28 protein-coding genes and 1 tRNA gene are annotated in these 26,231 nt (G+C 59.1%); 10 read left to right on the forward strand and 19 right to left on the reverse strand.

The annotated features are described in order from the left end of the window. Positions 1-51 precede the first annotated feature (51 nt). The 3 genes from AB6803_RS06250 (at position 52) to AB6803_RS06260 (ending at position 2,639) form a co-directional block, all read left to right on the forward strand. On the forward strand, positions 52-528 hold the full coding sequence (locus tag AB6803_RS06250; protein ID WP_371108068.1) for a hypothetical protein: 477 nt from the start codon (positions 52-54) through the stop codon (positions 526-528). 62 nt (positions 529-590) lie between these two features. After that, positions 591-2,123, forward strand: coding sequence for an acyl-CoA carboxylase subunit beta (locus AB6803_RS06255; protein WP_371108069.1), 1,533 nt, complete (start codon positions 591-593; stop codon positions 2,121-2,123). Positions 2,124-2,246: 123 nt separating this feature from the next. Continuing rightward, a complete protein-coding gene (locus tag AB6803_RS06260) occupies positions 2,247-2,639 on the forward strand; it encodes a DoxX family protein (RefSeq protein WP_371108070.1) in 393 nt (130 codons plus the stop codon). A gap of 166 nt (positions 2,640-2,805) precedes the next feature. Here the strand turns inward: AB6803_RS06260 and sugE are convergent, their stop codons facing one another. The 6 genes from sugE to AB6803_RS06290 all read right to left on the reverse strand — a co-directional run bounded on the left by sugE (position 2,806) and on the right by AB6803_RS06290 (position 8,893). Next, positions 2,806-3,120, reverse strand: coding sequence for a quaternary ammonium compound efflux SMR transporter SugE (sugE, locus tag AB6803_RS06265; RefSeq protein ID WP_371108071.1), 315 nt, complete (start codon positions 3,118-3,120; stop codon positions 2,806-2,808). 153 nt (positions 3,121-3,273) lie between these two features. Further along, a complete protein-coding gene (gene fghA / locus AB6803_RS06270) occupies positions 3,274-4,107 on the reverse strand; it encodes an S-formylglutathione hydrolase (RefSeq protein ID WP_371108072.1) in 834 nt (277 codons plus the stop codon). Further along, positions 4,104-4,568 carry a YaiI/YqxD family protein gene (locus AB6803_RS06275; protein ID WP_371108073.1) on the reverse strand — a complete coding sequence of 155 codons (465 nt, stop codon included), beginning with the start codon at positions 4,566-4,568 and terminating at the stop codon, positions 4,104-4,106. The genes fghA and AB6803_RS06275 overlap by 4 nt, the downstream gene beginning before the upstream one ends. A 70-nt stretch (positions 4,569-4,638) precedes the next feature. Then, entirely contained in the window at positions 4,639-5,766 is a 1,128-nt protein-coding gene (locus tag AB6803_RS06280; protein WP_371108074.1) for an S-(hydroxymethyl)glutathione dehydrogenase/class III alcohol dehydrogenase, read from the reverse strand. A gap of 100 nt (positions 5,767-5,866) precedes the next feature. Then, on the reverse strand, positions 5,867-7,876 hold the full coding sequence (locus tag AB6803_RS06285) for an acetyl-CoA carboxylase biotin carboxylase subunit (RefSeq protein WP_371108075.1): 2,010 nt from the start codon (positions 7,874-7,876) through the stop codon (positions 5,867-5,869). An 81-nt stretch (positions 7,877-7,957) separates the two neighbouring features. Further along, entirely contained in the window at positions 7,958-8,893 is a 936-nt protein-coding gene (locus tag AB6803_RS06290) for a DMT family transporter (protein WP_371108076.1), read from the reverse strand. A gap of 226 nt (positions 8,894-9,119) precedes the next feature. Here AB6803_RS06290 and AB6803_RS06295 point away from each other — a divergent pair, with 226 nt between their 5' ends. Further along, a complete protein-coding gene (locus tag AB6803_RS06295) occupies positions 9,120-9,542 on the forward strand; it encodes a helix-turn-helix domain-containing protein (protein ID WP_371108077.1) in 423 nt (140 codons plus the stop codon). Here the strand turns inward: AB6803_RS06295 and lipB are convergent. Continuing rightward, positions 9,539-10,255: a lipoyl(octanoyl) transferase LipB gene (lipB, locus tag AB6803_RS06300; protein WP_371108078.1), complete on the reverse strand. Its 717-nt coding sequence runs from the start codon at positions 10,253-10,255 to the stop codon at positions 9,539-9,541. The two genes, AB6803_RS06295 and lipB, sit on opposite strands and share 4 nt — an antisense overlap. A gap of 200 nt (positions 10,256-10,455) precedes the next feature. On the opposite strand from lipB, the gene AB6803_RS06305 reads away from it, so the two are divergent. Both AB6803_RS06305 and AB6803_RS06310 read left to right on the forward strand, forming a co-directional pair. After that, a tRNA-Leu gene (locus tag AB6803_RS06305) sits at positions 10,456-10,540 on the forward strand. Positions 10,541-10,780: 240 nt separating this feature from the next. Then, entirely contained in the window at positions 10,781-11,305 is a 525-nt protein-coding gene (locus tag AB6803_RS06310) for a hypothetical protein (RefSeq protein ID WP_371108079.1), read from the forward strand. A gap of 65 nt (positions 11,306-11,370) precedes the next feature. Here the strand turns inward: AB6803_RS06310 and AB6803_RS06315 are convergent, their stop codons facing one another. Continuing rightward, positions 11,371-11,865 (reverse strand): peptide deformylase, encoded by a 495-nt coding sequence (locus AB6803_RS06315; protein ID WP_371108080.1) that lies wholly within the window; start codon positions 11,863-11,865, stop codon positions 11,371-11,373. A 196-nt stretch (positions 11,866-12,061) separates the two neighbouring features. Here AB6803_RS06315 and mgtE point away from each other — a divergent pair, with 196 nt between their 5' ends. Both mgtE and AB6803_RS06325 read left to right on the forward strand, forming a co-directional pair. Further along, complete coding sequence (gene mgtE, locus AB6803_RS06320; protein WP_371108081.1) at positions 12,062-13,480, forward strand: magnesium transporter; 1,419 nt, start codon at positions 12,062-12,064, stop codon at positions 13,478-13,480. Between the two features lie 91 nt (positions 13,481-13,571). Beyond that, the gene (locus AB6803_RS06325; protein ID WP_007696178.1) at positions 13,572-13,958 is read left to right on the forward strand and encodes a MerR family DNA-binding transcriptional regulator; all 387 of its coding nucleotides are present in this window, start codon (positions 13,572-13,574) and stop codon (positions 13,956-13,958) included. Positions 13,959-13,963: 5 nt separating this feature from the next. Here the strand turns inward: AB6803_RS06325 and AB6803_RS06330 are convergent, their stop codons facing one another. From AB6803_RS06330 to AB6803_RS06340, 3 genes are all read right to left on the reverse strand, one after another. Continuing rightward, positions 13,964-14,437: an isoprenylcysteine carboxylmethyltransferase family protein gene (locus AB6803_RS06330; RefSeq protein WP_371108082.1), complete on the reverse strand. Its 474-nt coding sequence runs from the start codon at positions 14,435-14,437 to the stop codon at positions 13,964-13,966. A 12-nt stretch (positions 14,438-14,449) separates the two neighbouring features. After that, complete coding sequence (locus tag AB6803_RS06335) at positions 14,450-15,439, reverse strand: heparan-alpha-glucosaminide N-acetyltransferase (protein ID WP_371108083.1); 990 nt, start codon at positions 15,437-15,439, stop codon at positions 14,450-14,452. A 68-nt stretch (positions 15,440-15,507) separates the two neighbouring features. Beyond that, positions 15,508-16,200, reverse strand: a complete 693-nt coding sequence (locus AB6803_RS06340) for a DUF599 domain-containing protein (RefSeq protein ID WP_007696172.1) — start codon at positions 16,198-16,200, stop codon at positions 15,508-15,510. A 199-nt stretch (positions 16,201-16,399) separates the two neighbouring features. On the opposite strand from AB6803_RS06340, the gene AB6803_RS06345 reads away from it, so the two are divergent. Further along, entirely contained in the window at positions 16,400-17,806 is a 1,407-nt protein-coding gene (locus tag AB6803_RS06345) for an L-serine ammonia-lyase (protein WP_371108084.1), read from the forward strand. Between the two features lie 47 nt (positions 17,807-17,853). Here the strand turns inward: AB6803_RS06345 and AB6803_RS06350 are convergent, their stop codons facing one another. Next, entirely contained in the window at positions 17,854-18,873 is a 1,020-nt protein-coding gene (locus tag AB6803_RS06350; protein WP_371108085.1) for a serine hydrolase domain-containing protein, read from the reverse strand. Positions 18,874-18,979: 106 nt separating this feature from the next. Here AB6803_RS06350 and AB6803_RS06355 point away from each other — a divergent pair, with 106 nt between their 5' ends. Beyond that, on the forward strand, positions 18,980-19,414 hold the full coding sequence (locus tag AB6803_RS06355; RefSeq protein WP_371108086.1) for a DUF1489 family protein: 435 nt from the start codon (positions 18,980-18,982) through the stop codon (positions 19,412-19,414). A gap of 9 nt (positions 19,415-19,423) precedes the next feature. Here AB6803_RS06355 and AB6803_RS06360 read toward each other — a convergent pair whose 3' ends face one another. The 7 genes from AB6803_RS06360 to AB6803_RS06390 form a co-directional block, all read right to left on the reverse strand. Next, complete coding sequence (locus AB6803_RS06360) at positions 19,424-19,699, reverse strand: hypothetical protein (protein WP_371108087.1); 276 nt, start codon at positions 19,697-19,699, stop codon at positions 19,424-19,426. Positions 19,700-19,828: 129 nt separating this feature from the next. Then, positions 19,829-21,343 carry a D-alanyl-D-alanine carboxypeptidase gene (locus tag AB6803_RS06365; RefSeq protein WP_371108088.1) on the reverse strand — a complete coding sequence of 505 codons (1,515 nt, stop codon included), beginning with the start codon at positions 21,341-21,343 and terminating at the stop codon, positions 19,829-19,831. A gap of 117 nt (positions 21,344-21,460) precedes the next feature. Beyond that, positions 21,461-22,258, reverse strand: coding sequence for a hypothetical protein (locus AB6803_RS06370; protein WP_371108089.1), 798 nt, complete (start codon positions 22,256-22,258; stop codon positions 21,461-21,463). A gap of 311 nt (positions 22,259-22,569) precedes the next feature. Continuing rightward, complete coding sequence (locus AB6803_RS06375; protein WP_371108090.1) at positions 22,570-23,175, reverse strand: transglutaminase-like cysteine peptidase; 606 nt, start codon at positions 23,173-23,175, stop codon at positions 22,570-22,572. A 401-nt stretch (positions 23,176-23,576) separates the two neighbouring features. Further along, entirely contained in the window at positions 23,577-24,539 is a 963-nt protein-coding gene (gene pip / locus AB6803_RS06380) for a prolyl aminopeptidase (protein WP_371108091.1), read from the reverse strand. Positions 24,540-24,611: 72 nt separating this feature from the next. Further along, positions 24,612-25,241 (reverse strand): PilZ domain-containing protein, encoded by a 630-nt coding sequence (locus AB6803_RS06385; RefSeq protein ID WP_371108092.1) that lies wholly within the window; start codon positions 25,239-25,241, stop codon positions 24,612-24,614. Positions 25,242-25,350: 109 nt separating this feature from the next. After that, positions 25,351-25,989 carry a PAS domain-containing protein gene (locus AB6803_RS06390; protein ID WP_371108093.1) on the reverse strand — a complete coding sequence of 213 codons (639 nt, stop codon included), beginning with the start codon at positions 25,987-25,989 and terminating at the stop codon, positions 25,351-25,353. Positions 25,990-26,231: the final 242 nt, after the last annotated feature.

Below are 26,231 nucleotides of genomic sequence, written 5' to 3' on the forward strand. Positions count from 1 at the left end.
CGTTATATCCAACTCTGCATCTTACGGGGTTGGGAGTTTGGGACGCGAATCATGCTGCAATTGAGGTCGGGTGCGGTATCGGTGCTGGTGGGATGCTTGGCGCTGGCCGCTTGCTCGAGCTGGTCGCTGACCGAGCCGCCTGCGCCGCCGGCCTATGATGTGCGCAGCGCCACTGTTGTTGCCGATCAGGCCGTACCGCCCGTTCCACCGACGCTGCTGTCAGCCATAAACGATCACGTCAACGCCGCCATTGCCGTGACGACGCGTGAAACGCCATTGCCAAAAGTAGCACTGACGATCCGTGTAACGGATCTTCGCCAGAGACGCAGCTTCAACCACGATCGCAATTCGGCAAAGATCAATGTTGACGCTGCGTCAGTCGACAACGGTGCGGTGCTTGCAATCGCTTCCTTCGATATCGTGAACTACACGCCGGATCCGACCGCGGCCAACGATCTGATGGCCGAGGATATTGCCGCGCGTATCCGCTCGATCTTCGTGCTGAACGCGCCACCGCTGGTGAACTGAGCGGGCGGCTTCAAACCATTCCTGCGTCATGCTAAGCCGGATAAGCGTAGAAGAGGGCCATCATGAAAGAGATCCTGCAGGAACTGGAACGTCGTCGGGAGGTCGCAAGGCTCGGAGGCGGACAGGCACGTATCGATGCGCAGCATGCGCGCGGCAAGCTGACGGCGCGCGAGCGGATCGACATCTTTCTCGATGAAGGCTCCTTCGAGGAGTTCGACATGTTCGTCGAGCACCGCTCGACCGATTTCGGCATGGACAAAACCAAGATCGCCGGCGATGGCGTCGTCACCGGCTGGGGTACGGTCAACGGCCGCACCGTTTTCCTTTTTGCCAAGGATTTCACTGTCTTCGGCGGCTCGCTTTCACAGGCGCATGCCGAGAAGATCATGAAGGTCCAGGATATGGCGCTGAAAAACCGTGCGCCGATCATCGGTATCTACGATGCCGGCGGCGCGCGCATCCAGGAGGGCGTGGCAGCACTCGGCGGCTATGCCGAGGTGTTCCAGCGCAACGTGCTTGCCTCCGGCGTCATCCCGCAGATTTCCATCATCATGGGTCCTTGCGCCGGCGGCGACGTCTATTCGCCCGCCATGACCGACTTCATCTTCATGGTGCGCGACACGTCCTACATGTTCGTCACCGGCCCGGATGTGGTGAAGACGGTGACCAACGAGACCGTGACGTCGGAGCAGCTCGGCGGCGCTTCGGTGCATACAACGAAATCCTCGATTGCCGATGCCGCCTACGACAACGACATCGACACTCTGATGCAGGTGCGACGGCTCATCGATTTTCTGCCGCAGTCGAATACCGCCGCTCTCCCGGAAATCGAGTGCTATCAATCGGTCACCGACCCGGACATGTCGCTCGACACGATCATCCCCGCCAATGCCAACAAGCCCTATGATATCAAGGAGCTGATTCTAAAGGTGACGGACGAGGGGGATTTCTTCGAGATCCAGGCGAGCTTCGCCAGAAACATTGTCTGCGGCTTCGGCCGTATCGAGGGGGCGACGGTCGGTTTCGTGGCCAATCAGCCGATGGTGCTTGCCGGCGTGCTCGATAGCGACGCCTCGCGCAAGGCGGCGCGTTTCGTGCGCTTCTGCGACTGCTTCAATATTCCGATCGTCACCTTCGTCGACGTGCCCGGCTTCCTGCCGGGCACAGCGCAGGAATATGGCGGGCTGATCAAGCATGGCGCCAAGCTGCTCTTCGCCTATGCCGAGGCCACCGTGCCGAAGCTCACCGTCATCACCCGCAAGGCCTATGGCGGCGCCTATGACGTCATGGCGTCGAAACATCTGCGCGGCGATCTCAATTATGCCTGGCCGACCGCGCAAATCGCCGTCATGGGCGCCAAGGGTGCGGTCGAAATTATCTTCCGCAAAGATATCGCCGATCCGGAAAAGATCGCGGCGCATACGAAGATGTATGAAGACCGTTTTCTGTCGCCCTTCGTCGCCGCCGAGCGTGGCTATATCGACGAGGTGATCAAGCCACACTCGACGCGACGCCGGCTGGCGCAAGGGCTCAGAATGCTGCGCAACAAGGATCTGACCAATCCATGGAAGAAGCACGACAATATTCCGCTTTAGGCATGTGACAACAAGTCACGGATTTTACACGGTAAATTGATTGGACGTTAGAAGCCGTGTTTTCACGTTCGCAACCGACCCATTTAATGCTTTCATTTGGGGGAGTTAGAACTGGAGTTTAAAATGGCGCTTTCCGATCGGCTGAATCAATATCAGCCTTATGCACTTGCTGTACTGCGTATCATGACTGGCCTGTTGTTCATGGAACATGGCACGCAAAAGCTTTTCGGCTTCCCAGCCAGTGGTCAACCCGGCGGTCCGCTGGAAACGCTCATGTTGGTTCAGGGTATTCTTGAAGCCTTCGGAGGTTTGGCAATTGTCTTAGGTCTGTTTACCCGTCCGGCTGCATTCATCCTTTGCGGCAACATGGCTATCGCCTATTTCATGGCCCATATGCCGGGCAGCTTCTTCCCGGTGAACAATAAGGGCGACGCAGCTATCCTTTACTGCTTCGTCTTCCTGTTCCTGATCTTCGCGGGTCCAGGCCTCCTGGCCATCGACAATCGCAAGAAGTAATCGATCTCAACGTCTGGCTCGGCCAATCGCCGGGTCCGACATATCATCATAACCCCCATCTGCATCGGGCGCGGCACGCAAAAGCTCTTCAGCTTTTCGCCCGCGCCCTTTGCAACTACGATATTGCTCTTCGTGTTCGTGTCAGAGTGATTGGAGTTCGCAGGCCTCAGGCAGCGAGCTTGAGCCCGGCAATGCCCGCAACGATCAGGCCGATGCAGAACAAGCGAACGAGGGTTGCGGGATCGCCCAGCAACCAGATGCCAAGCAGGACGGTGCCGACCGTACCGATGCCCGTCCAGACGGCATAAGCCGTGCCCATCGGCAAAGTCTTGACCGCCAGACCCAGCAATACAATGCTGATGACCATCGATATCACGGTGAGGATTGTCGGCATCGGTCGGGTGAAGCCATCCGTATATTTCAGGCCGACGGCCCAACCGATTTCAAATAGACCTGCGAGGAAAAGCAGGAACCAAGCCATTTTACGCTCCTTTGTGAGAGCGAGGCCGTCCCCGCGGTATCTTGCGGTCGGTAATGCAATACCGACCGCCGCAGTCGTCTGCGCGGGTAGATATATGCCCCAGTTACATCGGTTTTTCAACCTGGCGATTGCATAGCTGCTATGCCACGCGTCTTATGCCAGCCGCTCGGCATGCCACTTCAGATGATCTTCCATGAAGCTGGAGATGAAATAGTAGGAGTGGTCGTAGCGCTCGTGCATGCGTAGCGTGAGACCGATGCCGGTGTCCTTGATCGCCTCTTCGAACAGCCAGGGCCGCAGGCCGGTTTCCAGGAAACTGTCGGCCTTGCCCTGATCGATCAGGAATTCGTGGAATCGGGCGCCGTCCTCGACCAGCGCACAGGCATCATATTTCCGCCAAGCGGCCTTGTCGGCTCCGAGATATTTCTCCAGGGCCGGCGCCGACCAATCGGCGGTCGAGGGCTGGACGATCGGTGCGAAGGCGGAGCAGCTCTTGAAGCGATCTGGATTCTTCAGCGCGATGGTCATCGCGCCATGGCCGCCCATGGAATGGCCGAAGATGCCCTGCCTGCTCATATCCAGGCGAAACTGCTGGCTGACCAGTGCGGGCAGTTCCTCGGTGATGTAAGTGTACATCTTGTAGTTCTCGGACCACGGCTCCTCGGTGGCGTCGAGATAGAAGCCGGCGCCTTTGCCCATTTGCCAGTTGGTCAGCTCGTCCGGCACATCGTTGCCACGTGGGCTGGTATCCGGGCAAACGATAATCAGGCCGAGTTCAGCCGCCATGCGGCGATATTCGCCTTTCTCCATGACGTTGGCATGGGTGCAGGTGAGGCCGGAGAGATACCAGAGGACGGGCCGCGGCTCCTTGATCGCCTGTGGCGGCACGAAAACCGCGAAGGTCATCTCGCACTGGCAGGCCTCGGATTCATGCGAAAATACGCCCTGCATGCCGCCGAAGGCGGTGTTCTGGGAAATGATGTTCAAGACTGGTCTCCAGACGGATCGTGGGCTTTTGCCCGCCGGCAAAGCCGGTCGAATGTTTCAAGAAAAGCCGAGCGGTCGCGTGGCGAAAAGGCGGCGTTGTAGCCCTTGCTCTCGCCGGTCTCGCGCAGATGCGCGCCGAGATCACGCATGGCGGTAGCCATGCCGATATTGGCGATATCGAAGATCCGGCCGGTCGGCCCTGTCACCAATGCTCCGGTGGCGACACAGCGCCCGGCAAGCGGTACATCGGCGGTGACGACGATATCGCCGGGTCCGGCATGCTCGGCTATCCAGTTGTCGGCGGCGTCGAAAGCACTGGAGACGATGACGTTCTTCACCATCGGATCGCGCGAGGGCCTGAGGCCCGAATTGGCGACAAGCGTCACCTCGATGCCGTGGCGCTCGGCAACTTTCAAAATCTCCGGCTTGACCGGACAGGCATCGGCATCAACGTAGATCATTTTATACTTCAATATTTACAATGGCATGCGGCGGTTAATTCATGCGCCGCATGCTATTTGCTGGCAGAGATCAGTAGACCACGACGCCGCGGATGCTTTCGCCGGAATGCATCAGCTCGAAGCCCTTGTTGATGTCTTCGAGCGGCATGGTGTGGGTGATCATCGGATCGATCTGGATCTTGCCTTCCATGTACCAGTCGACGATCTTCGGCACATCGGTGCGGCCACGCGCGCCGCCGAAGGCGGTGCCCATCCAGTTGCGGCCGGTGACCAGTTGGAACGGACGGGTCGAGATTTCCTGGCCAGCACCGGCGACGCCGATGATGACGGACTTGCCCCAGCCGCGATGCGAGGATTCCAGCGCCTGGCGCATGACCTTGGTGTTGCCCGTGCAATCGAAGGTGTAGTCGGCGCCACCGATCAGGTCGCCGTTGCGCTTCGTCATGTTGACAAGGTAGGGCACGATGTCGTCACCAACATCCTTCGGATTGACGAAGTGGGTCATCCCGAACTTTTCGCCCCAGGCCTTGCGATCGTTGTTGATATCGACGCCGATGATCATGTCGGCACCAGCAAGGCGCAGGCCCTGAAGCACGTTGAGACCGATGCCGCCGAGACCGAAGACAATCGCGGTCGAGCCTATTTCGACCTTGGCGGTGTTGATGACCGCACCGATGCCGGTGGTCACGCCGCAGCCGATGTAGCAGATCTTGTCGAAGGGCGCGTCAGGATTGACCTTGGCAAGCGCGATCTCCGGCAGGACCGTGTAGTTGGCGAAGGTCGAGCAACCCATGTAGTGATGGATCTTGTCCTTACCGATCGAGAAGCGCGAGGTGCCATCGGGCATCAGGCCCTGGCCCTGGGTGGCTCGGATCGAGGTGCAGAGGTTGGTCTTGCGCGACAGGCAGGAATAGCACTCGCGGCACTCCGGCGTGTAAAGCGGAATGACGTGATCGCCTTTCTTCACCGAGGTGACGCCCGGGCCGACGTCGACGACAATGCCGGCGCCTTCATGGCCGAGGATGGCCGGGAACAAGCCCTCCGGATCGGCGCCCGACAGTGTGAAGTCGTCGGTATGGCAAATGCCAGTTGCCTTGACCTCAATCAGAACTTCGCCGGCCTTTGGGCCTTCGAGCTGCACGGTCATGACTTCGAGCGGTTTACCTGCCTGAACGGCAACGGCGGCGCGTACGTCCATCGTTTCATTCCCTTCTAAATAATGATTGGTCGGCGCGACATTCGCATGGTCGCGCAGTATGGCTCAAGCTAAAAATCAGACACTTAATGCCGTATTTTGATCAGTCGAATTCCATGATCACCGCATCGACGGCGAGGCTTTCGCCCGGCTTGGCGTTGATCTTGCCGACGGTCAGGTCGCGTTCGGCGCGCAAGACGTTCTCCATCTTCATCGCCTCGACGATCGCCAGTGTCTCTCCAGCCTTGACCTCCTGTCCTTCGGCGACCGCGATAGCAACGACGAGGCCCGGCATGGGGCAGAGCAGCAGCTTGGAGGTATCCGGTGGCAATTTCACCGGCATGAGCTTATCGAGTTCGGCCTGACGCGGGGTGAAGACTCTGGTCCGGACGGAGAGCCCCTGCCAATCGATGCGCAAGCCGTTGAGGAAAGCACGGATTTGCGCTGTCACCTTGCGCTTGCCGATCGAGCCGGTCCAGACGGAATCGCCTGGACGCCAGTCAGTTGCAACCGTCAGGCTGTCGCCAGCGATCTGCATGTCCATTTCGAACGGGATGGTGACGAGGCCGTCGAGCAGTGTGATCGGAATATAATCCGTCCCAAGCTTGACCACCCATTCCTCGCGCAATGGTCCCGTGGCTGGCCGCAGCCTGTCGGCGTAGCGCTCGCGTCGGTTGGCATCGACCAGACCGCAGGAGAGGGCTATGGCCGCCAGCAGTGCGCCTTCGTCGCCATTCGGCGTCATCGGGGCAAAACCGTCAGGATATTCCTCCGCGATGAAGCCGGTCGACAGGCGACCTTCGCGCCAGCGCGGATGCTTCATCAGGGCCGACAGGAAAGGCATGTTGTGTTCGATGCCGTCGACGACGAAACCATCCAGCGCCTCGCCCATGGCGTCGATCGCTTCAAGCCGTGTCGGTGCCCAGGTGCAGAGCTTGGCGATCATCGGGTCGTAATACATCGAGATTTCAGCGCCCTCGAAGACGCCGGTATCGTTGCGGACGATCGCCTTGCCGTTCTTGCCTTCGCGCGGCGGGCGATAACGCGTCAAACGGCCGATCGACGGCAGGAAGTTGCGGTAGGGATCCTCGGCATAGAGGCGGCTTTCGATCGCCCAGCCGTTCAGCTTGATGTCGTCCTGCTTGAAAGGCAACGTCTCTCCGGCAGCAACGCGAATCATCTGCTCGACCAGATCGATGCCGGTCACGAGTTCAGTCACGGGATGCTCGACCTGCAGGCGGGTGTTCATTTCGAGGAAATAGAAATTGCGGTCGCGGTCGACGATGAACTCGACGGTACCGGCGCTCTGGTAATCGACCGCTTTGGCAAGTGCTACGGATTGTTCGCCCATGGCTTTGCGTGTCGCCTCATCGAGGAACGGCGAGGGCGCTTCCTCGGCGACCTTCTGGTTCCGGCGCTGGATCGAGCACTCACGCTCGCCGAGATAGACGACGTTGCCGTGCCCGTCGGCCAGCACCTGGATTTCGATGTGCCTGGGATCGACCACGAATTTCTCGATGAAGACGCGGTCGTCGCCGAAGGAGCTTTTCGCCTCGGAACGGGCGCGATCAAAACCATCGCGCACTTCATCCTTGCTCCAGGCGATACGCATGCCCTTGCCGCCGCCGCCTGCTGACGCCTTGATCATCACGGGATAGCCGATCTCGCCCGCAATCTTCTCGGCGTGATCGGCATCGTCGATGACGCCGAGATAGCCGGGCACGGTGGAAACCTTGGCGGCATTGGCGAATTTCTTCGACTCGATCTTGTCGCCCATCGCCTTGATCGCCTTCCGCTTCGGACCGATGAAGATGATGCCTTCTTTCTCCAGGGCTTCGCAGAAGGCGGCGCGCTCGGAGAGGAAGCCGTAGCCGGGATGCACCGCTTCGGCCCCGGTTTCCTTGCAGGCGGCGATGATCTTTTCGGCAACGAGATAGCTTTCGGCGGCAGGGGCTGCGCCGATATGCACGGCCTCGTCGGCCATCTCGACATGCAGGGCGTCGCGATCGGCGTCGGAATAAACCGCGACAGTCAGGATCCCCATCCGGCGCGCGGTCTTGATCACACGGCAAGCGATCTCGCCGCGGTTGGCGATCAGGATTTTCTTGAACATGCAAACTCCGCCCAATACATATGCCCTGTCAGTGTTTTAGCCACAAATCGCGCCGGCGGTCCATGCGGAAGATACGAGCCGTCAGGTAGACGTTACCAAGCGCGACTGCACCCGTTCGCGCCAGAGAATGAACAGGCCCGATCCAACGATGATCAGAATGCCGATCCATTTGGAAAAATTGGGAAAATCGCCGAACAGCGCATAGCCGAGAATGGTGGCGGAGATGATCTCGAAATATTGAAAGGGCGCCAGCAGCGATAGCGGCGCGAGCCGGAATGCGCGGACGACCAGCATATGGGCATAGCCGGACACCGCGCCGAGAATCAGCAGCAATACGAGACCGAGCCAGGAGGCGGGCAGGGACGGCACAAAATCGGTTGCACCGGCTGACGCGCCGATCCACAGCGCGCCTGTCATGAAGATCGTTCCGCCGATCCCGGCCATGGTCTGCATGGTCAAAGGTGAATCGGCCTCGCCAACGGCGCGGTTCATGAAGAGATAAAGAGCAAAGAGAAAGGCGCAGGCGACCGGCAACAGCGCCTTCAGGCCGAAAACCTCGAAACTCGGCTGAATGACGATCATCGCGCCGCCGAAGCCGACGACAATCGCCAGCCAGCGCCGCCAGCCGACTTTATCGCTGAGAAACAACGCCGAGAGTGCGGTCAGAATGAAGGGCTCGACGAAATAGATGGCAAAGACGTCGGCAAGCGGCATGTACTTGACCGCTGCAAAGAACAGCAGGCTCGCCGCGCCGTGCAAGGCGCCACGCAACAGGTTCATCCATGGCCGCTTGGCCGAAAGCGCTCCCCAGCCGAAGGCTGCGAAAAGCAGCGGCAGCGTGCAGACGAGCTGAAAGAAGAAGCGATAGAAGGTCACCTGTCCCGGCGACATCGCCTCGAAAGTCGCCATATATTTGGCGATGGCATCCATCACCGGCAGCACGATCATGGCGCTGGCCATGATGGCCATTCCTTGCAGAGGGTTTTGATGGGCGGGAGCGGTGGCGAAAGCGGACATGACAGGCCATCAATCACAGGAACGCCATTCGATCAAGACATTGGCCACAACCTGTCTTTTTCTGCTCATCGGACCATTTGACGTAAAGTGCCGGACTTTCCCAATTCGGACACATCAGGGTGGCCGGATGACGCCCTTAGACCTATGTCTGCCTGGTTAATCCGCTAAAAATTTAAGCGCGCCGCTCAGAATTTCACCGGCGCGACCAAAACGGAGGATCGCACCGATGTTGAAGACGGAACATGAGACGACCGTTTTTTCGGATGAAAGCGACGATACCCTGGGTGGACGCATCTCCATGGCCCGAGATGCCGCCGGCATCAGCCTCGAATCATTGGCAAGCCAGCTTGGGGTGAACCAGGAAACGATGCTCGCTTGGGAATCAGACCGTTCGGAACCGAAATCCGCGGTTCTGGCCGCGATGGCCAGCCTGTTCGGCGTTTCACCGGCCTGGCTGATGACCGGCACGGGGGACGGGCCGCGCGAAGATAGCGAAGAACGGGCGCTGGAAGCCGTCAGGAGCGAATTGTCTCGGCTGCGGTCCGCCCATCAGGACATCGGCCGGCTGATCGAGACGACGACCCGCCAGATCGAAAGGCTCGACCATCAGATTCGCCTACGCAACGTCAGCAAGGACGTCGCGCATTAGACCTCATTGGCTGTTTCGCCGAAAACCTGCTCGAAAGCCTCGCGTAGACGGATATCCACATCCGTCATCATGACCGGCAGGCCGAGATCGACGAGGCTAGTGACGCCATAGGCCGAGATTCCACAAGGAACGATGCCGGAGAAATGGCTAAGGTCGGGATCGACGTTCAGCGACAGGCCGTGAAACGTCACCCATTTGCGCACGCGAATGCCGAGCGCCGCGATCTTGTCTTCGGTCATGGTCCCATCCGGCAGCAGCGGCTTTTCCGGACGGCGCACCCAGACGCCGACGCGATCCTCGCGCCGCTCCCCGCGGACATTCATTGAATCGAGCGTGCGGATGATGACTTCTTCCAGCGCGGCCACGAAGGCGCGGATATCCTGACGCCGGCGCTTCAGATCGAGCATGACATAGGCCACGCGCTGGCCGGGGCCGTGATAGGTGTATTCGCCGCCGCGCCCGGTGGCGAAAACCGGAAACCGATCGGGCTCGATGAGATCGGCCGCGTTGGCGCTGGTGCCTGCCGTATATAAAGGAGGGTGCTCGACCAGCCAGACGAGCTCCGGCGCGTGGCCATCGGCAATGGTGGCGACTTCCGCCTCCATGGTCGCCACCGCCTCATCATAGGGCACGGGACAGTCGGCGATGCGCCAGCGCACGGGCGGTGAGCCGGCAAGCGGAAACATTTGGTGTTCGAGATCGGTGCGTAGCATCTGCCAGTCCTTTGCGTGCTCTCGGCCGCATCTCTGACAAAAACCTGACGGGCCGGCAAGCACCGCCTATATGGAGGCTTTCACGAGGTAATTCAAACAGCTGTGAAAACTCTTCAAAAAAACTGACACATATCTCTTGTGCCCCCGGAATGCTTTTGCTACATGCAGCCGCGCCGGAGCAATTCGGCGCCTACCACGATGCGGTCGTGGCGGAATTGGTAGACGCGCAGCGTTGAGGTCGCTGTGGGGCAACCCGTGGAAGTTCGAGTCTTCTCGACCGCACCAAAACAAGAAACCCGCTTCGGCGGGTTTTTTTGTTTTTCCGCTTTGTCGGCCTTTTCTACATCCTTTTAAGTTGCGCGATATGTGATATACTTGCTGTGGTTGCTGTTTCTGTACAGTTACCGTTCATGTTCGTCATCATATGGTGTCGCTCATCGAACCCTGATGGCGCGTCAATTGACAAATCGAAAGGGCGAGATGATTAATAGTTTCGACATTCGTCATAGAGCGGAGGATTTGCCAATGACTAGTCGTGCCATCCTGTTGATGTCTTTTGCGTCTTTTGCAGTTTTGGGCTCGATGGCCCTCTCATCGCCGGCCTCTGCGCTAACGATGAAAGAGTGCAGCACCAAATACCAAGCTGCCAAGGATGCGGGTACTCTGAACGGCCAGAAGTGGAATGATTTCCGCGCCGCTCAGTGCGGTGCCGATGCCTCTGCAACCACCACTGCACCGGCTGCGACCGCACCCGCCGCAACGGCGCTTGCAAAGACCACTGCCGCCGCCAAGGTCGACACGAGCGAGCCAGATGTCACCAAGCCGCCGGCCAAGGAGCCGCCGAAGCCGACGACCGTCGCTCCGTCGGGCGTGACCTTCCCGACCGCCGTCGATACCAAGTATTCGAGTGAAACGCCCGGCAAGGGCCGCTTCCACACTTGCGTCGACGCCTACAACGCCAACAAGGCCAAGAACAGCCTCAATGGCCTGAAGTGGATCCAGAAGGGCGGCGGCTACTACAGCCTCTGCAACACCAAGCTGAAGAGCTAATCTGCCTCTTCATGAACAATCAGCGGGCGCCCAAGTGGCGCCCGTATTTTTTTGTGCGGACCGGCTCAGGTCCTGGCTTTCTCCCATTTCTTCACCAGCCGGTCGCGCTTCAACTTTGAAAGTCGCTGTAGCCAGAACAGGCCGTCGAGCTGATCGATCTCATGCTGGATGCAAACCGCCAGGAAGTTTTCGGCCTCGGCTTCATGGGATTCACCGGTCATATCCTGATAGCGGAAGCGGATGGCCCTCGGTCTGACAACCTCGTCGGTGAAGCCCGGCATGGACACGCTGCCCTCCACATGGCGCATCGTCTCCTCGGAAAACCATGTGATCTCCGGATTGATATAGGTACGAACGCCATCCTCGCGGCTGAGTTCGATTACCGTGACGCGCTGGAGAACGCCGATATGGGCAGCAGTGATGCCAACGCCAGGTGCCGCGCGCATGGTGTCCAGGAGATCGCTGGCCAGACTGCGCAGACCGTCGTTGAAGACAGTCACCGGCGCACAGGCGCTTCTCAACAATGGATCGGGGAAGCGGATGATAGGACGGACTGGCACGGCACTCTCTGCTGACGGGGCGACATCTTAACCACCTAAGGATAGGGGCAATACCAAGCTAATACCACCATCTTACAGATCCGACACAAAACGTCAGCTTTCTCGTCTATCCAATTGTTGACAATAAGCTTTTCACCGTCATTCTCCAGAGCGAAATCCTGGATCTCCATAAATTGAATCGGGAAGGGAGGCGACAATGACCACGACCGACGAAGACGAACGCCTTCGCAAGACCTCCGCGGAGACCGATCCCGACATCTATAATGAGGACGGCGTCGTCCGCTCCGATTTTCTGAGCAAGGTCAGCGACGCGATCGAGCGGCGGGATCTTCCGTTCCTGCAGCAGAATGTCGTGCGACTGCACGATTCCGAACTCGGCGATCTTCTCGAATCGTTGCCCCCGCACGAGCGTCTGGCGCTGGTGCGATTGCTCGGCAACGACTTCGACATGACGGCGCTGACGCAGGTGGACGAGGCGATCCGTATGGAGATCGTCGACCAGATGCCGAACGACCAGATCGCCGCCGGCATCGGCGAGCTCGATTCGGACGACGCCGTCTACATTCTCGAAGACCTTGACCAGGAAGACCGCGACGAGATCCTGTCGCAACTGCCGTTTACCGAGCGGGTCCGCCTGCGCCGCGCGCTCGATTATCCGGAGCGGTCGGCCGGCCGCCGGATGCAGACCGAATTCGTCGCCGTGCCGCCATTCTGGACGGTCGGCCAGACGATCGACTACATGCGCGACGAAGAGGGGCTGCCGGAAGCCTTCACACAGATTTTTGTCATCGACCCGACCTTCAAGCTGCTCGGCGGCATCGATCTTGACCGTATCCTCAGGGCCAAGCGGCAGACGAAGGTCGAGAGCATCATGCGTGAGACCTCGCATCCTGTCCCGGCCGAGATGGACCAGGAAGAAGCTGCCCAGCTCTTCGAACAATACGACTTGCTGTCAGCGGCCGTCGTCGACGAGAATCAACGGCTCGTCGGTGTGCTGACCATTGACGACGTGGTCGACGTCATCAACGAGGAAGCCGACGAGGATATCAAGCGCCTCGGCGGTGTCGGCGACGAAGAACTGTCGGACAATGTTACCTCGACCGTGCGTTCGCGCTTCGTCTGGCTGGCGGTCAACCTGATCACGGCAATCCTCGCTTCCAGCATCATCGATGTCTTCGACGGCGCGATCGAGAAGATGGTAGCGCTGGCCGTGCTGATGCCAATCGTCGCCTCGATGGGCGGTAATGCCGGCACCCAGACGATGACCGTCACCGTGCGGGCGCTCGCTACCGGCGACCTCGATATCTACAATGCTTTCCGCGTCATCCGCAGGGAAGCGAGCGTCGGTCTGATCAACGGCATTCTTTTCGCCATCATCATGGGTGCTGTCGCCACATTCTGGTTCCATGATTCTCAGCTTGGTATCGTCGTCGGCGCGGCAATGATCATCAATCTGGTCGCGGCGGCCCTTGGCGGTATCCTTCTACCACTGATTCTGCATCGCTTCGGCGCCGACCCGGCCATCGCCTCATCGGCATTCGTTACCACGGTGACGGATTGCACGGGGTATTTCGCATTCCTGGGCATTGCAACGTGGTGGTTCGCCATTCACTAGGCTGAAATGACGGAGGGGTGTCATCGTGCACAAATTGACTATTACGTAAAAGTCAATATTATGACCACTGCAAGACAGGGGCGCACGACTGGTGGATAGATACTATAGCATAACGGAGCTGACGCGGGAATTCGGAGTTTCGACCCGAACACTGCGCTTCTACGAGGATGAAGGCCTTATCCACCCTGAGCGCCGGGGCCGCACACGCTTGTTTCGTACGGCCGACCGCCGTCTAATCATGGAAATCCTGCGTGGCCGGCGAATCGGCTTCACCATCGCCGAAATCCGCGAGATCATCCAGGTCTACAAGGAACCGCCGGGCGAGATGGGCCAGCTGAAACTGCTGATGAAGCGCGTCGATGAAAAACGCAACGAGCTGCGCCAGAAGCGCAAGGATATCGAGGATACGCTGACTGAACTCGACAATGTCGAGGAAGCCTGCCTTGGCCGGTTGGCTGAGATCGGCGTGGGGACCTAAGTCCCTCAAATCCACCTGCGTGTATGCCTGCAATAGAACTCGAATTCGCAGCCGAAGCGGGAGAGCAGATGCATTTCCTCGCATCGGATCACCAGTAGCGTGGTCAGCGCCGCCGCGACGGCCGCCATGGCGACGAACCAGACGTTGCCGATCATCAGGCCAAGACTGGCCGTCAGCAGCGTATAGCCAAGATAGGTAGGATTGCGGGTAAAGCGAAACGGGCCTTTGGTCACCAGATGCGCGGTACACCGCTGCGTCAGTACGGTGGTGCGGCTCTCGATCAGCGTCTTCACCGCCCAGACATTCAGCGTCACCGCGACGATCGTCAAAAGAGCGCCGATACCCCAGCAGACAATGACCCATGGGTAGGGCAAATGCACCGGATAATCCTGGTTCAGGTACAGCGCCGTTATGACTGCGAGATTATATAATAAGGGCGGCCATGGGAAACTCAGCGACTTGGAACGATAGGCATTCATCGAATAACCCTGTCATTGCGCTTGTTCCGTGCACTGTAGCGCGATTCGCGTCACTCGTTCATCGCTATCTGCCTTAATTGCCCCGGAATTCAGGGGCGCGAAGAGGTTCTGCGCTTGCAATTGATCGAGCGTGCACTTGCAGAAGCTGCGGCACATGGCTTCGCTGCCCGATTGTGTGCAGGACACCTCGCACTGCCTGATATAGCCGACAGTGGGATCCGGCGCCGGCGCAGGCGCTACCAATGACAGAAGATAGACGAGACCGAAGAGTAGCGGCTGGTGCACGAGGTAGAAAATCAGGCTGTGGCGGCCAGCGCGGGCGATCAGATTGCGGCCGGGGCCAAGTTTTGCCAGGGGCCGGAGCCAGCCGAGCGAAATCGCAAGCTGCGCGATGCCAAGACCGATAAGAAACGGCGTCAGCCATGGGAAAACCGGCACGTAGTCGTTCGATCGCGGCAGGTTTTCGGACAAGCCGACCCAATAGAGCCAGGGCACGTCGAAGAAAGAGGAATGCAGCGAAAACGGCGCGACGACATTGTCGACGACAATACCGGCCAGGAGCAGCACGGCGATCAAAAGGGTCGCGAAGGCCGGCAGGCGCAGGAAAAGCAGGCCGATGATGCTGGCAGCGGCAATGCTGTGCAGAATGCCGAAGAATATCCACTCGTCGCGCATGCCGATGAAGGTCACGATGGAAATCGCCACAGCAGCGGCTACGATCATGCCGAGGCGCTTGAAATAGGACTGCCAGCGGATTTCGGGCGTGTTGGCAAGCACCAGGCTGACGCCGGCGAGAAACAGGAAGGTGCTGGCAATGGCGCGAGCATAGAATTTCAGCCAGCCTGTCTCCGCCGTACCCGGCTCAAGATAGCCGAAGAACTCGAAATCCCAGGTGCAATGATAGCTCGCCATCGCCAGAAGCGCGATCCCGCGGGCCGTGTCCAGAATGCCGATGCGGGGCGTTTTCTGCGGCGCATCGATACTCTCGGCGATAGCGGCCATTTGGCGGATCCTTCCAGGCATGAATTCAGATCGTCGGTACCAGCTTAATCATCGCCAACGCGGCGATGTCATGGCACATCGATATCCATGATGGCCAGACGGGCGTCGGAAAAAAACTGCCGGCGGACCAGAACGATGATGATGAACATCGTCGTGACCATGAAGACGTAAGGGCTCAGGAACCAGCCGAGATAACCGATCGACAGGAAGATGGTTCGCAGACCCGCATTGAAATTGCGCGCGGCGATGATGTTCATGCGGATGACACGCTCTGCGGCCCGCTCTGCCCGCGCGGGATCGAGCTCGGCATCCTGACGCATCGGCAGGGCGCCGAAGAGAATGGTGCAATAGTTGAACAGGCGATAGGCCCAGCCGAATTTGAAGAAGGCATAACCGAACAGGCAGGCAAGCCCCGCCACCTTGAGTTCGAAGGCGGCACGGCCGCCATTGAGGATGAAAGGCAGGTCGGCGAAGAAGGCATTGACCTTGTCGGTGGCGCCGAGCAGAGCGAAGCAGCTACCGATGGCGAAGATCGATGTCGAGGCAAAGAATCCGGTGCCGTTCTGCAGGCCAGCCAGGATTTGCGTATCGATCATCTTCAGGTCGCGGCGCAGCGAATTGTGGATCCATTCGCGCCGGCGCTCGTTCATCGCCAGCGTCAGGCTGGTGCGATTGAAGAAGCTGGCGCTGCTGGTGATCCAGTTCAGGGCAATCCAGAGAAAAATGAAGAGGGCGAGGGCGACATAGTCGACGGTCGTCATGAAGGCAGATTCTCCCAGTCTTTCTATTCCAGACTGTAACGCACGCCTGTTCGGGCGCAATGGCCTTATGTTTGCGCCGCCTCAAGCCTATATGTTATGTCGCAGGCATGAAATCCGATGTCGGTCGATCGCCGTGCAGGGCTGCCCTGATAGCGTAGCCTTGTCATTGCTTGATTTGCCGAGGAGGCACCAAAGGTCCATGTTTCTTTCAGTTTTCGATGTTTTCAAGATCGGCGTCGGACCGTCCAGTTCGCACACGATGGGACCTATGTCGGCCGCGAATCGGTTTCTTGACCTCGTGCTGTCGAGCGAGTGGCCGCGGCCGTCCTCGAACGTGCATGTCGCCTCGATCAAGGTGAGCCTGCATGGCTCGCTCGCCCATACAGGCATCGGCCACGGCACGGGCAGGGCGGTGATTCTCGGCCTGATGGGCGAACGTCCGGACCAGGTCGACCCCGACCGGATGGATGCCGTTATCGACGAGGTCGAGCGTAGCGGCCGCATCACGCCGCCGGGGCATCCGGCCTACCAGTTTCAGCCGAAGACCGACCTGATCTTCGACAAGAAGGTGCCGCTGCCGGGCCATGCCAACGGCATGAGCTTTTCCGCCTTCGACAAGGACGAGCGGTTGCTCGTCAAGCGCATCTACTACTCCGTCGGCGGCGGCTTCGTTGTCACCGATACCGAGCTTGAACAGATGCGGGCCGACAAGAAGAAGGCGTCTTCCGGCGAACGCATTCCGTTCCCCTTTTCCACAGCCAAGCAGATGCTTGATATGGCCGAGCGCTCCGGTCTCTCGATCGCGCAGATGAAGCGTGCCAATGAAGAGACGCGCATGAGCAGCGATGAACTCGATGCTGGGCTGGATCGCATCTGGACGGCGATGAGCAGCTGCATCGACCGCGGCTTGAAGGTCGATGGCATAATGCCGGGCGGCCTGAAGGTGCGCCGTCGCGCCCGCTCCATTCATGACAAGCTGCAGGAGGAATGGCGCAGCAACCGCATCAATCCGCTGCTCGCCAACGACTGGCTGAGCGTCTACGCCATGGCCGTCAACGAAGAGAACGCCGCCGGTGGCCGCGTCGTCACCGCGCCAACCAATGGGGCCGCTGGTGTCATTCCGGCGACGATCCGCTATTACCAGCATTTTCATGAGGACTGGGACCAGGATGGAATCCGCAATTACCTGCTAACGGCCGCAGCCGTCGGCGGCATCATCAAGCACAATGCCTCGATCTCCGGCGCCGAAGTCGGCTGTCAGGGCGAGGTGGGTTCGGCGGCCGCGATGGCGGCTGCGGGACTTGCCGCCGTCATGGGTGCCTCGCCGGAGCAGATCGAGAACGCCGCCGAAATCGCGCTGGAACACCATCTCGGCATGACCTGCGACCCGGTCGCCGGCCTCGTGCAGGTGCCCTGCATCGAGCGCAACGCGCTTGGCGCCGTCAAGGCCGTAACTGCCGCCTCATTGGCCCTCAAGGGCGATGGCCAGCATTTCGTGCCGCTCGACGCCTGTATCGAAACCATGCGCCAGACCGGAAACGACATGAGCGAGAAATACAAGGAGACGTCGATGGGCGGTCTCGCTGTGAACGTCGTCGAATGTTGAGCCTGAATATTTGCGTCATCGCCTCATCCCCTAGATGAGGCGAACGATCATTTTGTGATTGGGCTGGTCATTGGACTGGCGGCCGTTCGGCTGCCCAGTATCTTCTTCTGCAACTGCTCGATTTGCGGACCGCTTGGACCGTTATTCGTGTCGGCTACCCTGTGAACAATGACCGTGCCAATGGCGGGAAGCACCATCAGATACTGGTTGCCCATGCCGGACGCCCAGTAGAATGGCGCAGTTTCCGGATCTGCGGCGGCTGACGGCGTGGCTGCCTTCAGCCTGTATTGCCCTGTCCACCAGCTGTAGCTGTAACCTGCACCGTGTCCGAGATCCACATAGGTTTTGGTGCTTCTCTCTACCCATTCTGCCGGGACGATTTGAACGTCCCGCCACCGGCCTTCATTCAGAAAGAGCACGCCGACACGAGCCAGGTCGCGAGCGGACATCCGGATCTTGTAGGCAGGATGCTCGGAATGAGGAATGCTCTTGAAATAGAAATGCCCGGGATGAAAGTCCTGCATCTCCAGAGGTGCGGCAATTCGTGCGGCAAAATCCTCCGCAATCGGCACGCCGGTCAGACGCTCGAGGATGACGCCCAGAACATTAAAGTCCCAATTGTTGTAGAACCAGTGCGTTCCGGCAGCATGAGACCCTCGCGCTGGCGATGAAGCCGGATTCTGGTCGGCGGCGGCATGATAGATTCCCGATCTCGATGTCAAGAGATCGGCAATGGTTGCCTGTTTTTCTTCGGATGTCAGTGACGGCTCGCAATCATCGATGCCAAGCTCCGCCAGCGTCATGGATAGATCGACTGTACCCTGCGCTTCATGCGTACCGATCAAAGCACTGAGCAAGCTCTTGCGTATCGAGGCAAGGCCTGTGACATCGGCAATCCCGCCCCAAGCGCTGACAACGATACCATTCTGCACGATCATGATCGCTGACGAGCCTATGGATGTAGCGAAGTCATAGGCTTCAGCAAGTCCGGAGCTAGACCATCCCAAAGTCTCAGGCTCGGCCGCTACTGCCCATTCCGCGCCAGGATAATTGCCGTCTCCATTCATCGACGTCTCCCAGAATCATGCATGGTTCGGGCTGAATGATATCGAGTTTGTGGACGCCTGACGTGAAAAGCTTGACGCTGCCGGTCAAAAGGATTTCAACGGCGTCATGGCTTTGCATCTGATCAAATTATGCGTGGGCGCGGACTCGCTTGAGGATCTGCGCGAATGGGTTTCCGAACGGGCGATGAGCGCTATTGCCGCCGGCCTGGAACCGCATACGACCCATACGACGCGCATGGTGCCAAAGCGCATGGAGGAGCTGCTGGATGGCGGCTCGCTCTATTGGGTGATCAAGGGACAGGTGCAGGCGCGGCAGAAGCTGCTCGGTATCGAAACCTTCACCGATGTCGACGGTATTCATCGCTGCCGGCTGATCCTCGATCCGAGTGTCGTAGAAACCGCCGGACAGCCGCGTCGGGCTTTTCAGGGTTGGCGTTACTTGCCGCAGGATGACGTGCCGCGCGACCTTGATAGTCTCGGCGGCGTTGCCGAGTTGCCCGCGGATTTGAGACGCGAGCTTTCCGAATTGGGATTGCTGTAAAGCGGGCGCTCAGCGCACTCGCAGCTGCACCGGTGCCTGACCGTTCGGCGAGGTGATGTGCAGCCGAATATTGGCTTCCGGCTGCGAATAACGCCAGGCGCGCGCGCCGTGGCAAAGCAGGATGCCGATCAGGTCTTTCGTCTTACTGCGCGAACGCGAACGGTTAAGGCCGAGATCGGCCAGCCGCAATGCTGCTTCATGCAGCGGATGAAGGGCAAAGCCCTTCGGTTTGGTCTTTCCCGCGCCATCGAGCGAGAAACCTGGAAAGTTCTCGTTCATCGCCATCGTATATCCCCGCAACACATTACAAACTCAGGGCCGGCCCGATACATATCCGGGACCGGAAAGCCGGGCGTCGCCACGCAAAACCCGGCAATCTCTTGACAATGCGACACGAAAACCGCGGCCACATTCCTATTCCAAACTTGCCCAGCACTTCACGCCGGCCTTCTTGAGCGCCTTGCAGGCGTTGACCGCCGCATTCTGGTCGTCGAAGCCGCCGAAGCGAGCGCGATAGCCGCCGTCATAGGCAACTGCGTAAGCCTTGGCCGAGCGTAATGCCTTGCCGCCCTTGCTCTTGGCTCTATCGAGCAGATCGTCGGCGCCGTCCTTGCTGGAGGAAACGCCGATCTGGACGACCCAGCCGGTCATATCCTTCTCAGCCTTGCTCGCCTTGGCGATTTTTTCAGGCTTTTCCGCCTTCTCGACCTTCTGAGGCTTGATGATCTTTGTGTCGGACTTGGAGGTCGAGGCGGTCGTCAGCGTATCAACATCATCCTCGCTGCTCTCGTCCGGAGCGGTCGGCGCTATGGAGGCGACCTCCTTGGAGGCGACGCCATGCTTCTGCTTGGTCACAAGCAGCGGATTGCCGGACTTCGGCTCGACTGCGGCAAAAGCGGCGGCGCTTGACGGTTGTTGATAGTCTTCAACTTCCGCGCTCTCGTCCTTGCTCGCTTTCACACTGCCAGCCGCCGCCATGCGGGCGCTTGCGGCCTGGATATTCGGCGTTTCCGCCACGGTCTGGGCAACCACGTTGGAGGAAATATGCTTGGTAGACGCGACCGGAAGATAGGTCGCGATCAGCTTGCGCATCTGGTTGTCGCGGGCAGGCGTCGAAGCGCCACCGAGCACGACGCCGACGATCGAACGGCCGTCGACCTTCACGGAGGTCGCGAGATTGTAGCCAGCGGCGCGGGTGTAACCGGTCTTGATGCCATCGACACCGCGGACCGAGCCGAGCAGATGGTTGTGTCCAGGGATTACTCTGTTGCCGAGACGAAAGCTCGTCGTGGAGAAGAGGCCGTAATATTGCGGAAAGTGCTCGCGCAGGGCGATGCCGAGGCGGGCCTGGTCCCGCGCCGTGGTCATCTGCGCGGTGTTCGGCAAGCCGTTCGGGTTGCGATAGGTCGTGCGCGTCATGCCGAGCATGCGCGCCTTGTCGTTCATCATGCGGGCAAAATTATCTTCCGAGCCGCCGAGCATCTCGCCGAGCGCCATGGCCGCATCGTTGGCCGACTTGGTGACGATGCCAAGGATCGCTTCGCGAACGGTAACCGACCGGCCAGTGCCGATGCCAAGCTTCGTCGGCGCCTGCATGGCCGCGTTCTTCGAAAAGACCACCGGCGTATCGAGAGAGATCCGACCGGATTCGAGCGCCTCGAAGGTCAGATATACCGTCATCATCTTGGTCAGCGATGCGGGGTAGTGAAGCGTGTCGGCATTCTCGCTGTAGAGAACATTGCCGGTATTCGCATCGATAACGATGCCCGCATATTTCGAGCCACCGGCTGCGTACGACGCATCAACGGTCATCGTTATCGTCGCCGTCGAAACTGCGAGACCAAACAGCATCTTCGCCAGAAACTTGCCGGAGTGTGATGAGGATGCGGAATAATTTGATCTGGACACTACTTCACTCTCTGCTTGCATTTACGGTCTCGACTATCCGGCCGCCGCCTCCAAGAACGTCCGTTGGGTTCCAACGTAGGAGCTTAGCGTTACCAATCGGTTTATGATGAACAGTTGGTTTCAAATTTCTGCACCAATTTAGCTGTCGCTCGCGGAAATTCCGCCGGCGCTTGGTGCATCGATGAGGTGGGATCTGACGAAGCCCTGGACGGCCGCATCCATGGTCTGCCAGTCGCCGAGCTGATTGGCGGAAAAGCGGTAGAGCACACTGAGGTCCTTACCGACTTTGACGTCCCTCTGGCAATCGCCGCTGGTCGCAAGGACGGGCGAGGCGGGTAGGATGCAGCGGACGACATAATCAGGCTCGCCGGGGCGTGGCGCGGTCAGAAGCACTTCGCCGCTATAGCCGGCATCGGCGCGGAGCGGGTGCGCTATCAGGCCATGCGGACCGGCAAAGGCCTGCCCATCCATCAAATGCGAATAGATCGGCACCAGTCGGCCCGACATATCACGTGACATGGTGCTCTGGCTGATCTGGAGGAAAATCAGCGAAGAGGACTGGGAGATATCGTCAAAACGCAGCCGGTCGGCATCGCTATAGCCCTGCATCTGCGGCCATGTCAGATAGAGATCGACGCGTTCAGCAGCCCCACTCACGCGCTCACTTGGAAAGCGGATCGTATTGGCACCAAGGCGCAACGCATCCTCACCGATCATTATGGTGATCGGCCTGATGCTGTCGGTGTGGCCCGCAAGCGAAATCTTCTCGCCGAGCCAGCGGCCTCCGATGGTGATTGCAACGGTCAGGGCAGCAAGCACGGCTATCCCGGTCGTCAGACGATAAACCAGACCGCTCGAAATCAGCGGCTGTTCGTCGATCATGGAGGTGGACGACAGAGAAGGGGCCATGCTCTTGCCTTCGGTTCCAACCCGCATCAGAGATCATCGTCTGCGACGTATCCGCTGCGGCAAGAGACCCTTGATGAGTCCCAATATAGAATGATTGCCGCCTTGATGGTTAATGAGCGGTTAAGAATGCATCGTCCCGCATATTTAATGACAGCTGCGGTCTCGCGACGCGTCAGGCAGATTTCGAGTGGAATGCGGCTGGAAACGAAAGGAGCCGTTCCCGGGACAGTGGGAACGGCTCCGAGGCGCCGGTCGGGACAGAGATCTGGGGACAGACCGGGCCCTTTACTCACGCCGCCAACGCTAGGCCGCCGGCGATCGCAAGCTGGAGAATTGTCCTACTTCAAGCTGCCGACTGCGACGGCGCGACCATCCTGTATCTTGACCCAACGGGCCGGATCGTCGGCGGACTGGCGCTTCAGGAAGGTGTATTCGGTCTCCGACCAGAGCTTCACCTTGTTACGCATGTTGTCGAGGACGAAGTCGCCGCGGTCGGTGCGCACCGTCAATACGGCATGGCCTTCGCCGTTCGGCTGCAGCACAACGGTCATCAGCAGGTCGGAGGGAGAGAAGCCGGCTTCGATCAGGTCCTTGCGCTTCAGGAGCGCGAAATCCTCGCAATCGCCCGCGACGGTCGGGATCGCCCATTTTTCCTCGACGCCGTAAAGATCCATGTCGGTCATCGGCTTGATCGTCGTATTGACCGTATAGTTGATCTTCAGGATCGTCTTCCAGCGATCTTCGGTGAGGATGGCCGGACCGGCATCACCGCCAGCATAGGCGCATTCCGCCGGATTTTCCCTGCAGAACTGATAGTGGCCGATCGGCGGTGCTGCATCGCCGGTGATCGTCATGTTGGCAGGCGTCGCGTGGGCGAGGCCGAGACAGCCGAAAGTGAAGAGAGCTATTGCGGCATAACCGCGAAGAAAGAATTGAAAGCTCATGTCCGTTTGTCCCTGTTTTATTGGGACCAGAATGACATGCAGGCTTTTATCCCACGCAAAATTACGCAGTCAAATTAAGCACTTAGTTTATTCAAACACGCGTCGAATTGTCATAAAATGAGAAGAAAATTTGAATCAAATTTGAAGTAATTTCCATCGGAATTCGAAAATCTGCCCGCGTTTGTCACTGTGACTGGATTTCCCATATCCGTTTGTTTTTGAATGACTTTCTTTCTGCTTGCTAAAATTAGCCATACGGCTTGCTTCCCAGTAGCGTTAATGAAGCAGGGCCGACGCCTTGTCTCGGCACGTAGCAGAGGCCGTTCGAGTGCGGGGGATTTCCTCGTACTGTGCCATTTTGGGACGACGCCCCAAAAATATTTTTGAATTTTTTACTGCCTTCAAGCGAAGGCGCGAGACGCGTCCGCTGCTTCGACGATGGCCGCTGCCATCTCCGATGTCCCCGGCGAATGAGCCGCGTTGGCAACCACCACCAACCGTGCCATGGGCCACGCCCGCGACAGTTCCCATGCGGTGACGACGGGTGCCTCGAGATCGAGCCGGCCCTGGATCATTATAGAAGGGATGCCGGCGAGGCGATCGATATTCCGCAATATCTGTCCATCTTCCAGCCAGCCATGATGGCGGAAGTAGTGCGTGATGATGCGGGCTCTTGCGATGACATAGCTTGGATCGGCCCAACGGTTGGAAAGTGTTGCGCGCGGATCGACAAGGATGGAAGCCGATTCCCACTCGTGCCAATCCTTGGCGGCCTTGAGATGGACGGCCGGCTCGGGATTGCGGAGCAGTTGATGATAGGCCGCGACCAGATCGCCATCGCGCTCGTTCTCCAGAGCGGCTGCGCGAAAACGCTCCCATTCCTCGGGAAAGAAGCGAGCTAGGCCTTTATAGAGCCAATCGATCTCGGATTGCCGGGTCATGGTCACGCCGGCGACAATGAGGGCTGCGACGCGCTCGGTATGAGTTTGCGCGTAAATCAAGGCCAGGGTGCATCCCCAGGAGTTACCGTAGACCAACCAACGCTCGATGCCGAAAAAGAGCCTTAGCCGTTCGATATCGGCAACCAGATGCCATGTGGTGTTGGCGGAGAGGTCGGCTTCCGGCTCGGAAGCGTGCGGCAGGCTGCTGCCGCAGCCGCGCTGGTCGAACTGGATGATACGATAATGCCGCGGATCGAAGAATCGGCGGGCGCCGGCGGAGCTGCCCGATCCGGGACCGCCATGCAGGATGATGACGGGAATACCGTTCGGGTTGCCCGATTGCATCCAATGAACGCTGTTGGCGTCGCCGACATCGAGCAAGCCCTGATCATAGGGCTCGATTTCCGGATAAAGCGTCTTCATCGGCGACCACGCGGATAGAGGAGAGTGAAGCGCCTCTGTCTCTAGAAAGAACGTGACGTCAGAATGACGGGATCAGAGGAATTCGCGCAAGGTCTCGCGGGATTGCAGCGAGAGGAACTCGATCGCGACACCTTCCATGAAGTGGCGCACGACGCGGCCACGCATATTGCCGAGGCGCACTGGCGTCCCGATCGGCGGACGGGCTTCGACGTCGACGGCGGCACCTGACAGCGACAGGTCCATGATGCGGCAGACATGGACGGTGCCGTCTTCCAGGGTCAATTCGCTGGTGGTGGAGCGCGGCGTCAAGCGGTCGTGACGGCGATCTTCGGGAAGACCAAGCTCGTGCTTGTTGGCCAGCCAGGTCAGCTGAGCCGCGAGCTTCTCGCGCTTGCGGTCGGTCGCGTTGATCGACATGCTGAAGCCGCGACCGTCGACGGCTACGACATTGCCTTCAACGCGGCCAAGATGGTCGATATAGGCCACGACACGTTCATTGGTGCGCGGACGTCCCAGGCAAGTGACATACATGTCGCCCGGCGACATGTCGGTGACCAGGCATTCGAACTCTTCGTAACTGGCCAGCATCAGGCGGCCCTGCATATTGATCGGTACCCGCTGAAAGGTTCGCTGATCGCTGCGGGTCGCATTCCCTGCCATCTGATTTGGCCGCGTCGTCTGAGCTGGCTGGAATGATTGCATGAACGGGCTTCTTCAACCGACTATATTTAGTACAATCTTTAGCCGAAACTTCTTAAGGTAAGGTTGTCTTTCCCCAGAGATGGCTCAGAAAAAGGCGGCCAAATTTGTCTCACGATGGATCAACCTGCGTGTGAGGACGCGTATTCACCTTCAGATTCAGCATCCGGCGCATCACATCACCAAACCTGACACCATCCTGATGGGAGATCATACCGACAGGCTCCGGATGCGATGGCGGTTCGATGGCGCGGGCAGGGCGATCGTAAAGAAGGCGGCTGCGGTCGAGCGCCAGGAATTCCAGGGGCTCACTGCCAAGCCATGCCGTATGGGCAACCGGCGTCAGACAGCCGAGCAGGCGATCGCAGACATCACCCGACGAACGCATCGGCATCAGCACCATTTCAAAGGCCATATGGCGGCCGCTGATGCTGTAGCCGGTCGCATTGATCAAGGCGGGGACCACATGCGTCATCACGCCCGTCGCTATGCGCACCGGGTCGTCGATCTGGCTGCCTGCCCACAACGCCGCAAAACTCTCACCGCGAATTTCGCGCCCCATGAGACTGCAAATCGCCGTCCCTGCCAGCCGGAAACGCGGTGCGTCATTCGGCAAGAGCTCAAGTATGAACAGCTCCGGCAGGATGTGGCGGACCGCCGAGGGCTGTATCAAATTGCGCAAAGGGGCATCCGCGCTGCCGCGCAGTTGCTCCCAATAGGTAAATATCTCGATGCTCGTCTTCTGGCGCATGACGCGTCGGTGTCCCATTTCAGTTCAAATACCGGGGCGTTCATCGCCCTTGCACCTAGCCATGCGTATTTCATGCCAACGCCGGACCGTTAAGGTTAAGAGAAGGTTTCGTTTGCCTTCCACGACCCTGAATGGGAGACATGATCCATCACTTCACGAGGTGACCTTCAGCACGAACTCTTTCGGGCGTGGGATGCGAGCCATTGCGCGGCATCCCGATGAGGCGCGTCCGAACAAGCCGT

The organism is Rhizobium sp. RCC_161_2 (genome assembly GCF_041355235.1).
Taxonomy (GTDB): Bacteria; Pseudomonadota; Alphaproteobacteria; order Rhizobiales; family Rhizobiaceae; genus Rhizobium.

Excerpts from the sequence above, each read along its gene's own strand:
- AB6803_RS06250 (WP_371108068.1), top strand. The coding sequence starts at position 52 with ATGCTGCAATTGAGGTCGGGTGCGGTATCGGTGCTGGTGGGATGCTTG.
- AB6803_RS06255 (WP_371108069.1), top strand. The coding sequence starts at position 591 with ATGAAAGAGATCCTGCAGGAACTGGAACGTCGTCGGGAGGTCGCAAGG.
- AB6803_RS06260 (WP_371108070.1), top strand. The coding sequence starts at position 2,247 with ATGGCGCTTTCCGATCGGCTGAATCAATATCAGCCTTATGCACTTGCT.
- sugE (WP_371108071.1), bottom strand. The coding sequence starts at position 3,120 with ATGGCTTGGTTCCTGCTTTTCCTCGCAGGTCTATTTGAAATCGGTTGG.
- AB6803_RS06275 (WP_371108073.1), bottom strand. The coding sequence starts at position 4,568 with ATGATCTACGTTGATGCCGATGCCTGTCCGGTCAAGCCGGAGATTTTG.
- AB6803_RS06280 (WP_371108074.1), bottom strand. The coding sequence starts at position 5,766 with ATGGACGTACGCGCCGCCGTTGCCGTTCAGGCAGGTAAACCGCTCGAA.
- AB6803_RS06285 (WP_371108075.1), bottom strand. The coding sequence starts at position 7,876 with ATGTTCAAGAAAATCCTGATCGCCAACCGCGGCGAGATCGCTTGCCGT.
- AB6803_RS06290 (WP_371108076.1), bottom strand. The coding sequence starts at position 8,893 with ATGTCCGCTTTCGCCACCGCTCCCGCCCATCAAAACCCTCTGCAAGGA.
- AB6803_RS06295 (WP_371108077.1), top strand. The coding sequence starts at position 9,120 with ATGTTGAAGACGGAACATGAGACGACCGTTTTTTCGGATGAAAGCGAC.
- lipB (WP_371108078.1), bottom strand. The coding sequence starts at position 10,255 with ATGCTACGCACCGATCTCGAACACCAAATGTTTCCGCTTGCCGGCTCA.
- AB6803_RS06310 (WP_371108079.1), top strand. The coding sequence starts at position 10,781 with ATGACTAGTCGTGCCATCCTGTTGATGTCTTTTGCGTCTTTTGCAGTT.
- mgtE (WP_371108081.1), top strand. The coding sequence starts at position 12,062 with ATGACCACGACCGACGAAGACGAACGCCTTCGCAAGACCTCCGCGGAG.
- AB6803_RS06330 (WP_371108082.1), bottom strand. The coding sequence starts at position 14,437 with ATGAATGCCTATCGTTCCAAGTCGCTGAGTTTCCCATGGCCGCCCTTA.
- AB6803_RS06335 (WP_371108083.1), bottom strand. The coding sequence starts at position 15,439 with ATGGCCGCTATCGCCGAGAGTATCGATGCGCCGCAGAAAACGCCCCGC.
- AB6803_RS06340 (WP_007696172.1), bottom strand. The coding sequence starts at position 16,200 with ATGACGACCGTCGACTATGTCGCCCTCGCCCTCTTCATTTTTCTCTGG.
- AB6803_RS06345 (WP_371108084.1), top strand. The coding sequence starts at position 16,400 with ATGTTTCTTTCAGTTTTCGATGTTTTCAAGATCGGCGTCGGACCGTCC.
- AB6803_RS06350 (WP_371108085.1), bottom strand. The coding sequence starts at position 18,873 with ATGAATGGAGACGGCAATTATCCTGGCGCGGAATGGGCAGTAGCGGCC.
- AB6803_RS06355 (WP_371108086.1), top strand. The coding sequence starts at position 18,980 with ATGGCTTTGCATCTGATCAAATTATGCGTGGGCGCGGACTCGCTTGAG.
- AB6803_RS06360 (WP_371108087.1), bottom strand. The coding sequence starts at position 19,699 with ATGGCGATGAACGAGAACTTTCCAGGTTTCTCGCTCGATGGCGCGGGA.
- AB6803_RS06365 (WP_371108088.1), bottom strand. The coding sequence starts at position 21,343 with ATGCAAGCAGAGAGTGAAGTAGTGTCCAGATCAAATTATTCCGCATCC.
- AB6803_RS06370 (WP_371108089.1), bottom strand. The coding sequence starts at position 22,258 with ATGCGGGTTGGAACCGAAGGCAAGAGCATGGCCCCTTCTCTGTCGTCC.
- AB6803_RS06375 (WP_371108090.1), bottom strand. The coding sequence starts at position 23,175 with ATGAGCTTTCAATTCTTTCTTCGCGGTTATGCCGCAATAGCTCTCTTC.
- pip (WP_371108091.1), bottom strand. The coding sequence starts at position 24,539 with ATGAAGACGCTTTATCCGGAAATCGAGCCCTATGATCAGGGCTTGCTC.
- AB6803_RS06385 (WP_371108092.1), bottom strand. The coding sequence starts at position 25,241 with ATGCAATCATTCCAGCCAGCTCAGACGACGCGGCCAAATCAGATGGCA.
- AB6803_RS06390 (WP_371108093.1), bottom strand. The coding sequence starts at position 25,989 with ATGCGCCAGAAGACGAGCATCGAGATATTTACCTATTGGGAGCAACTG.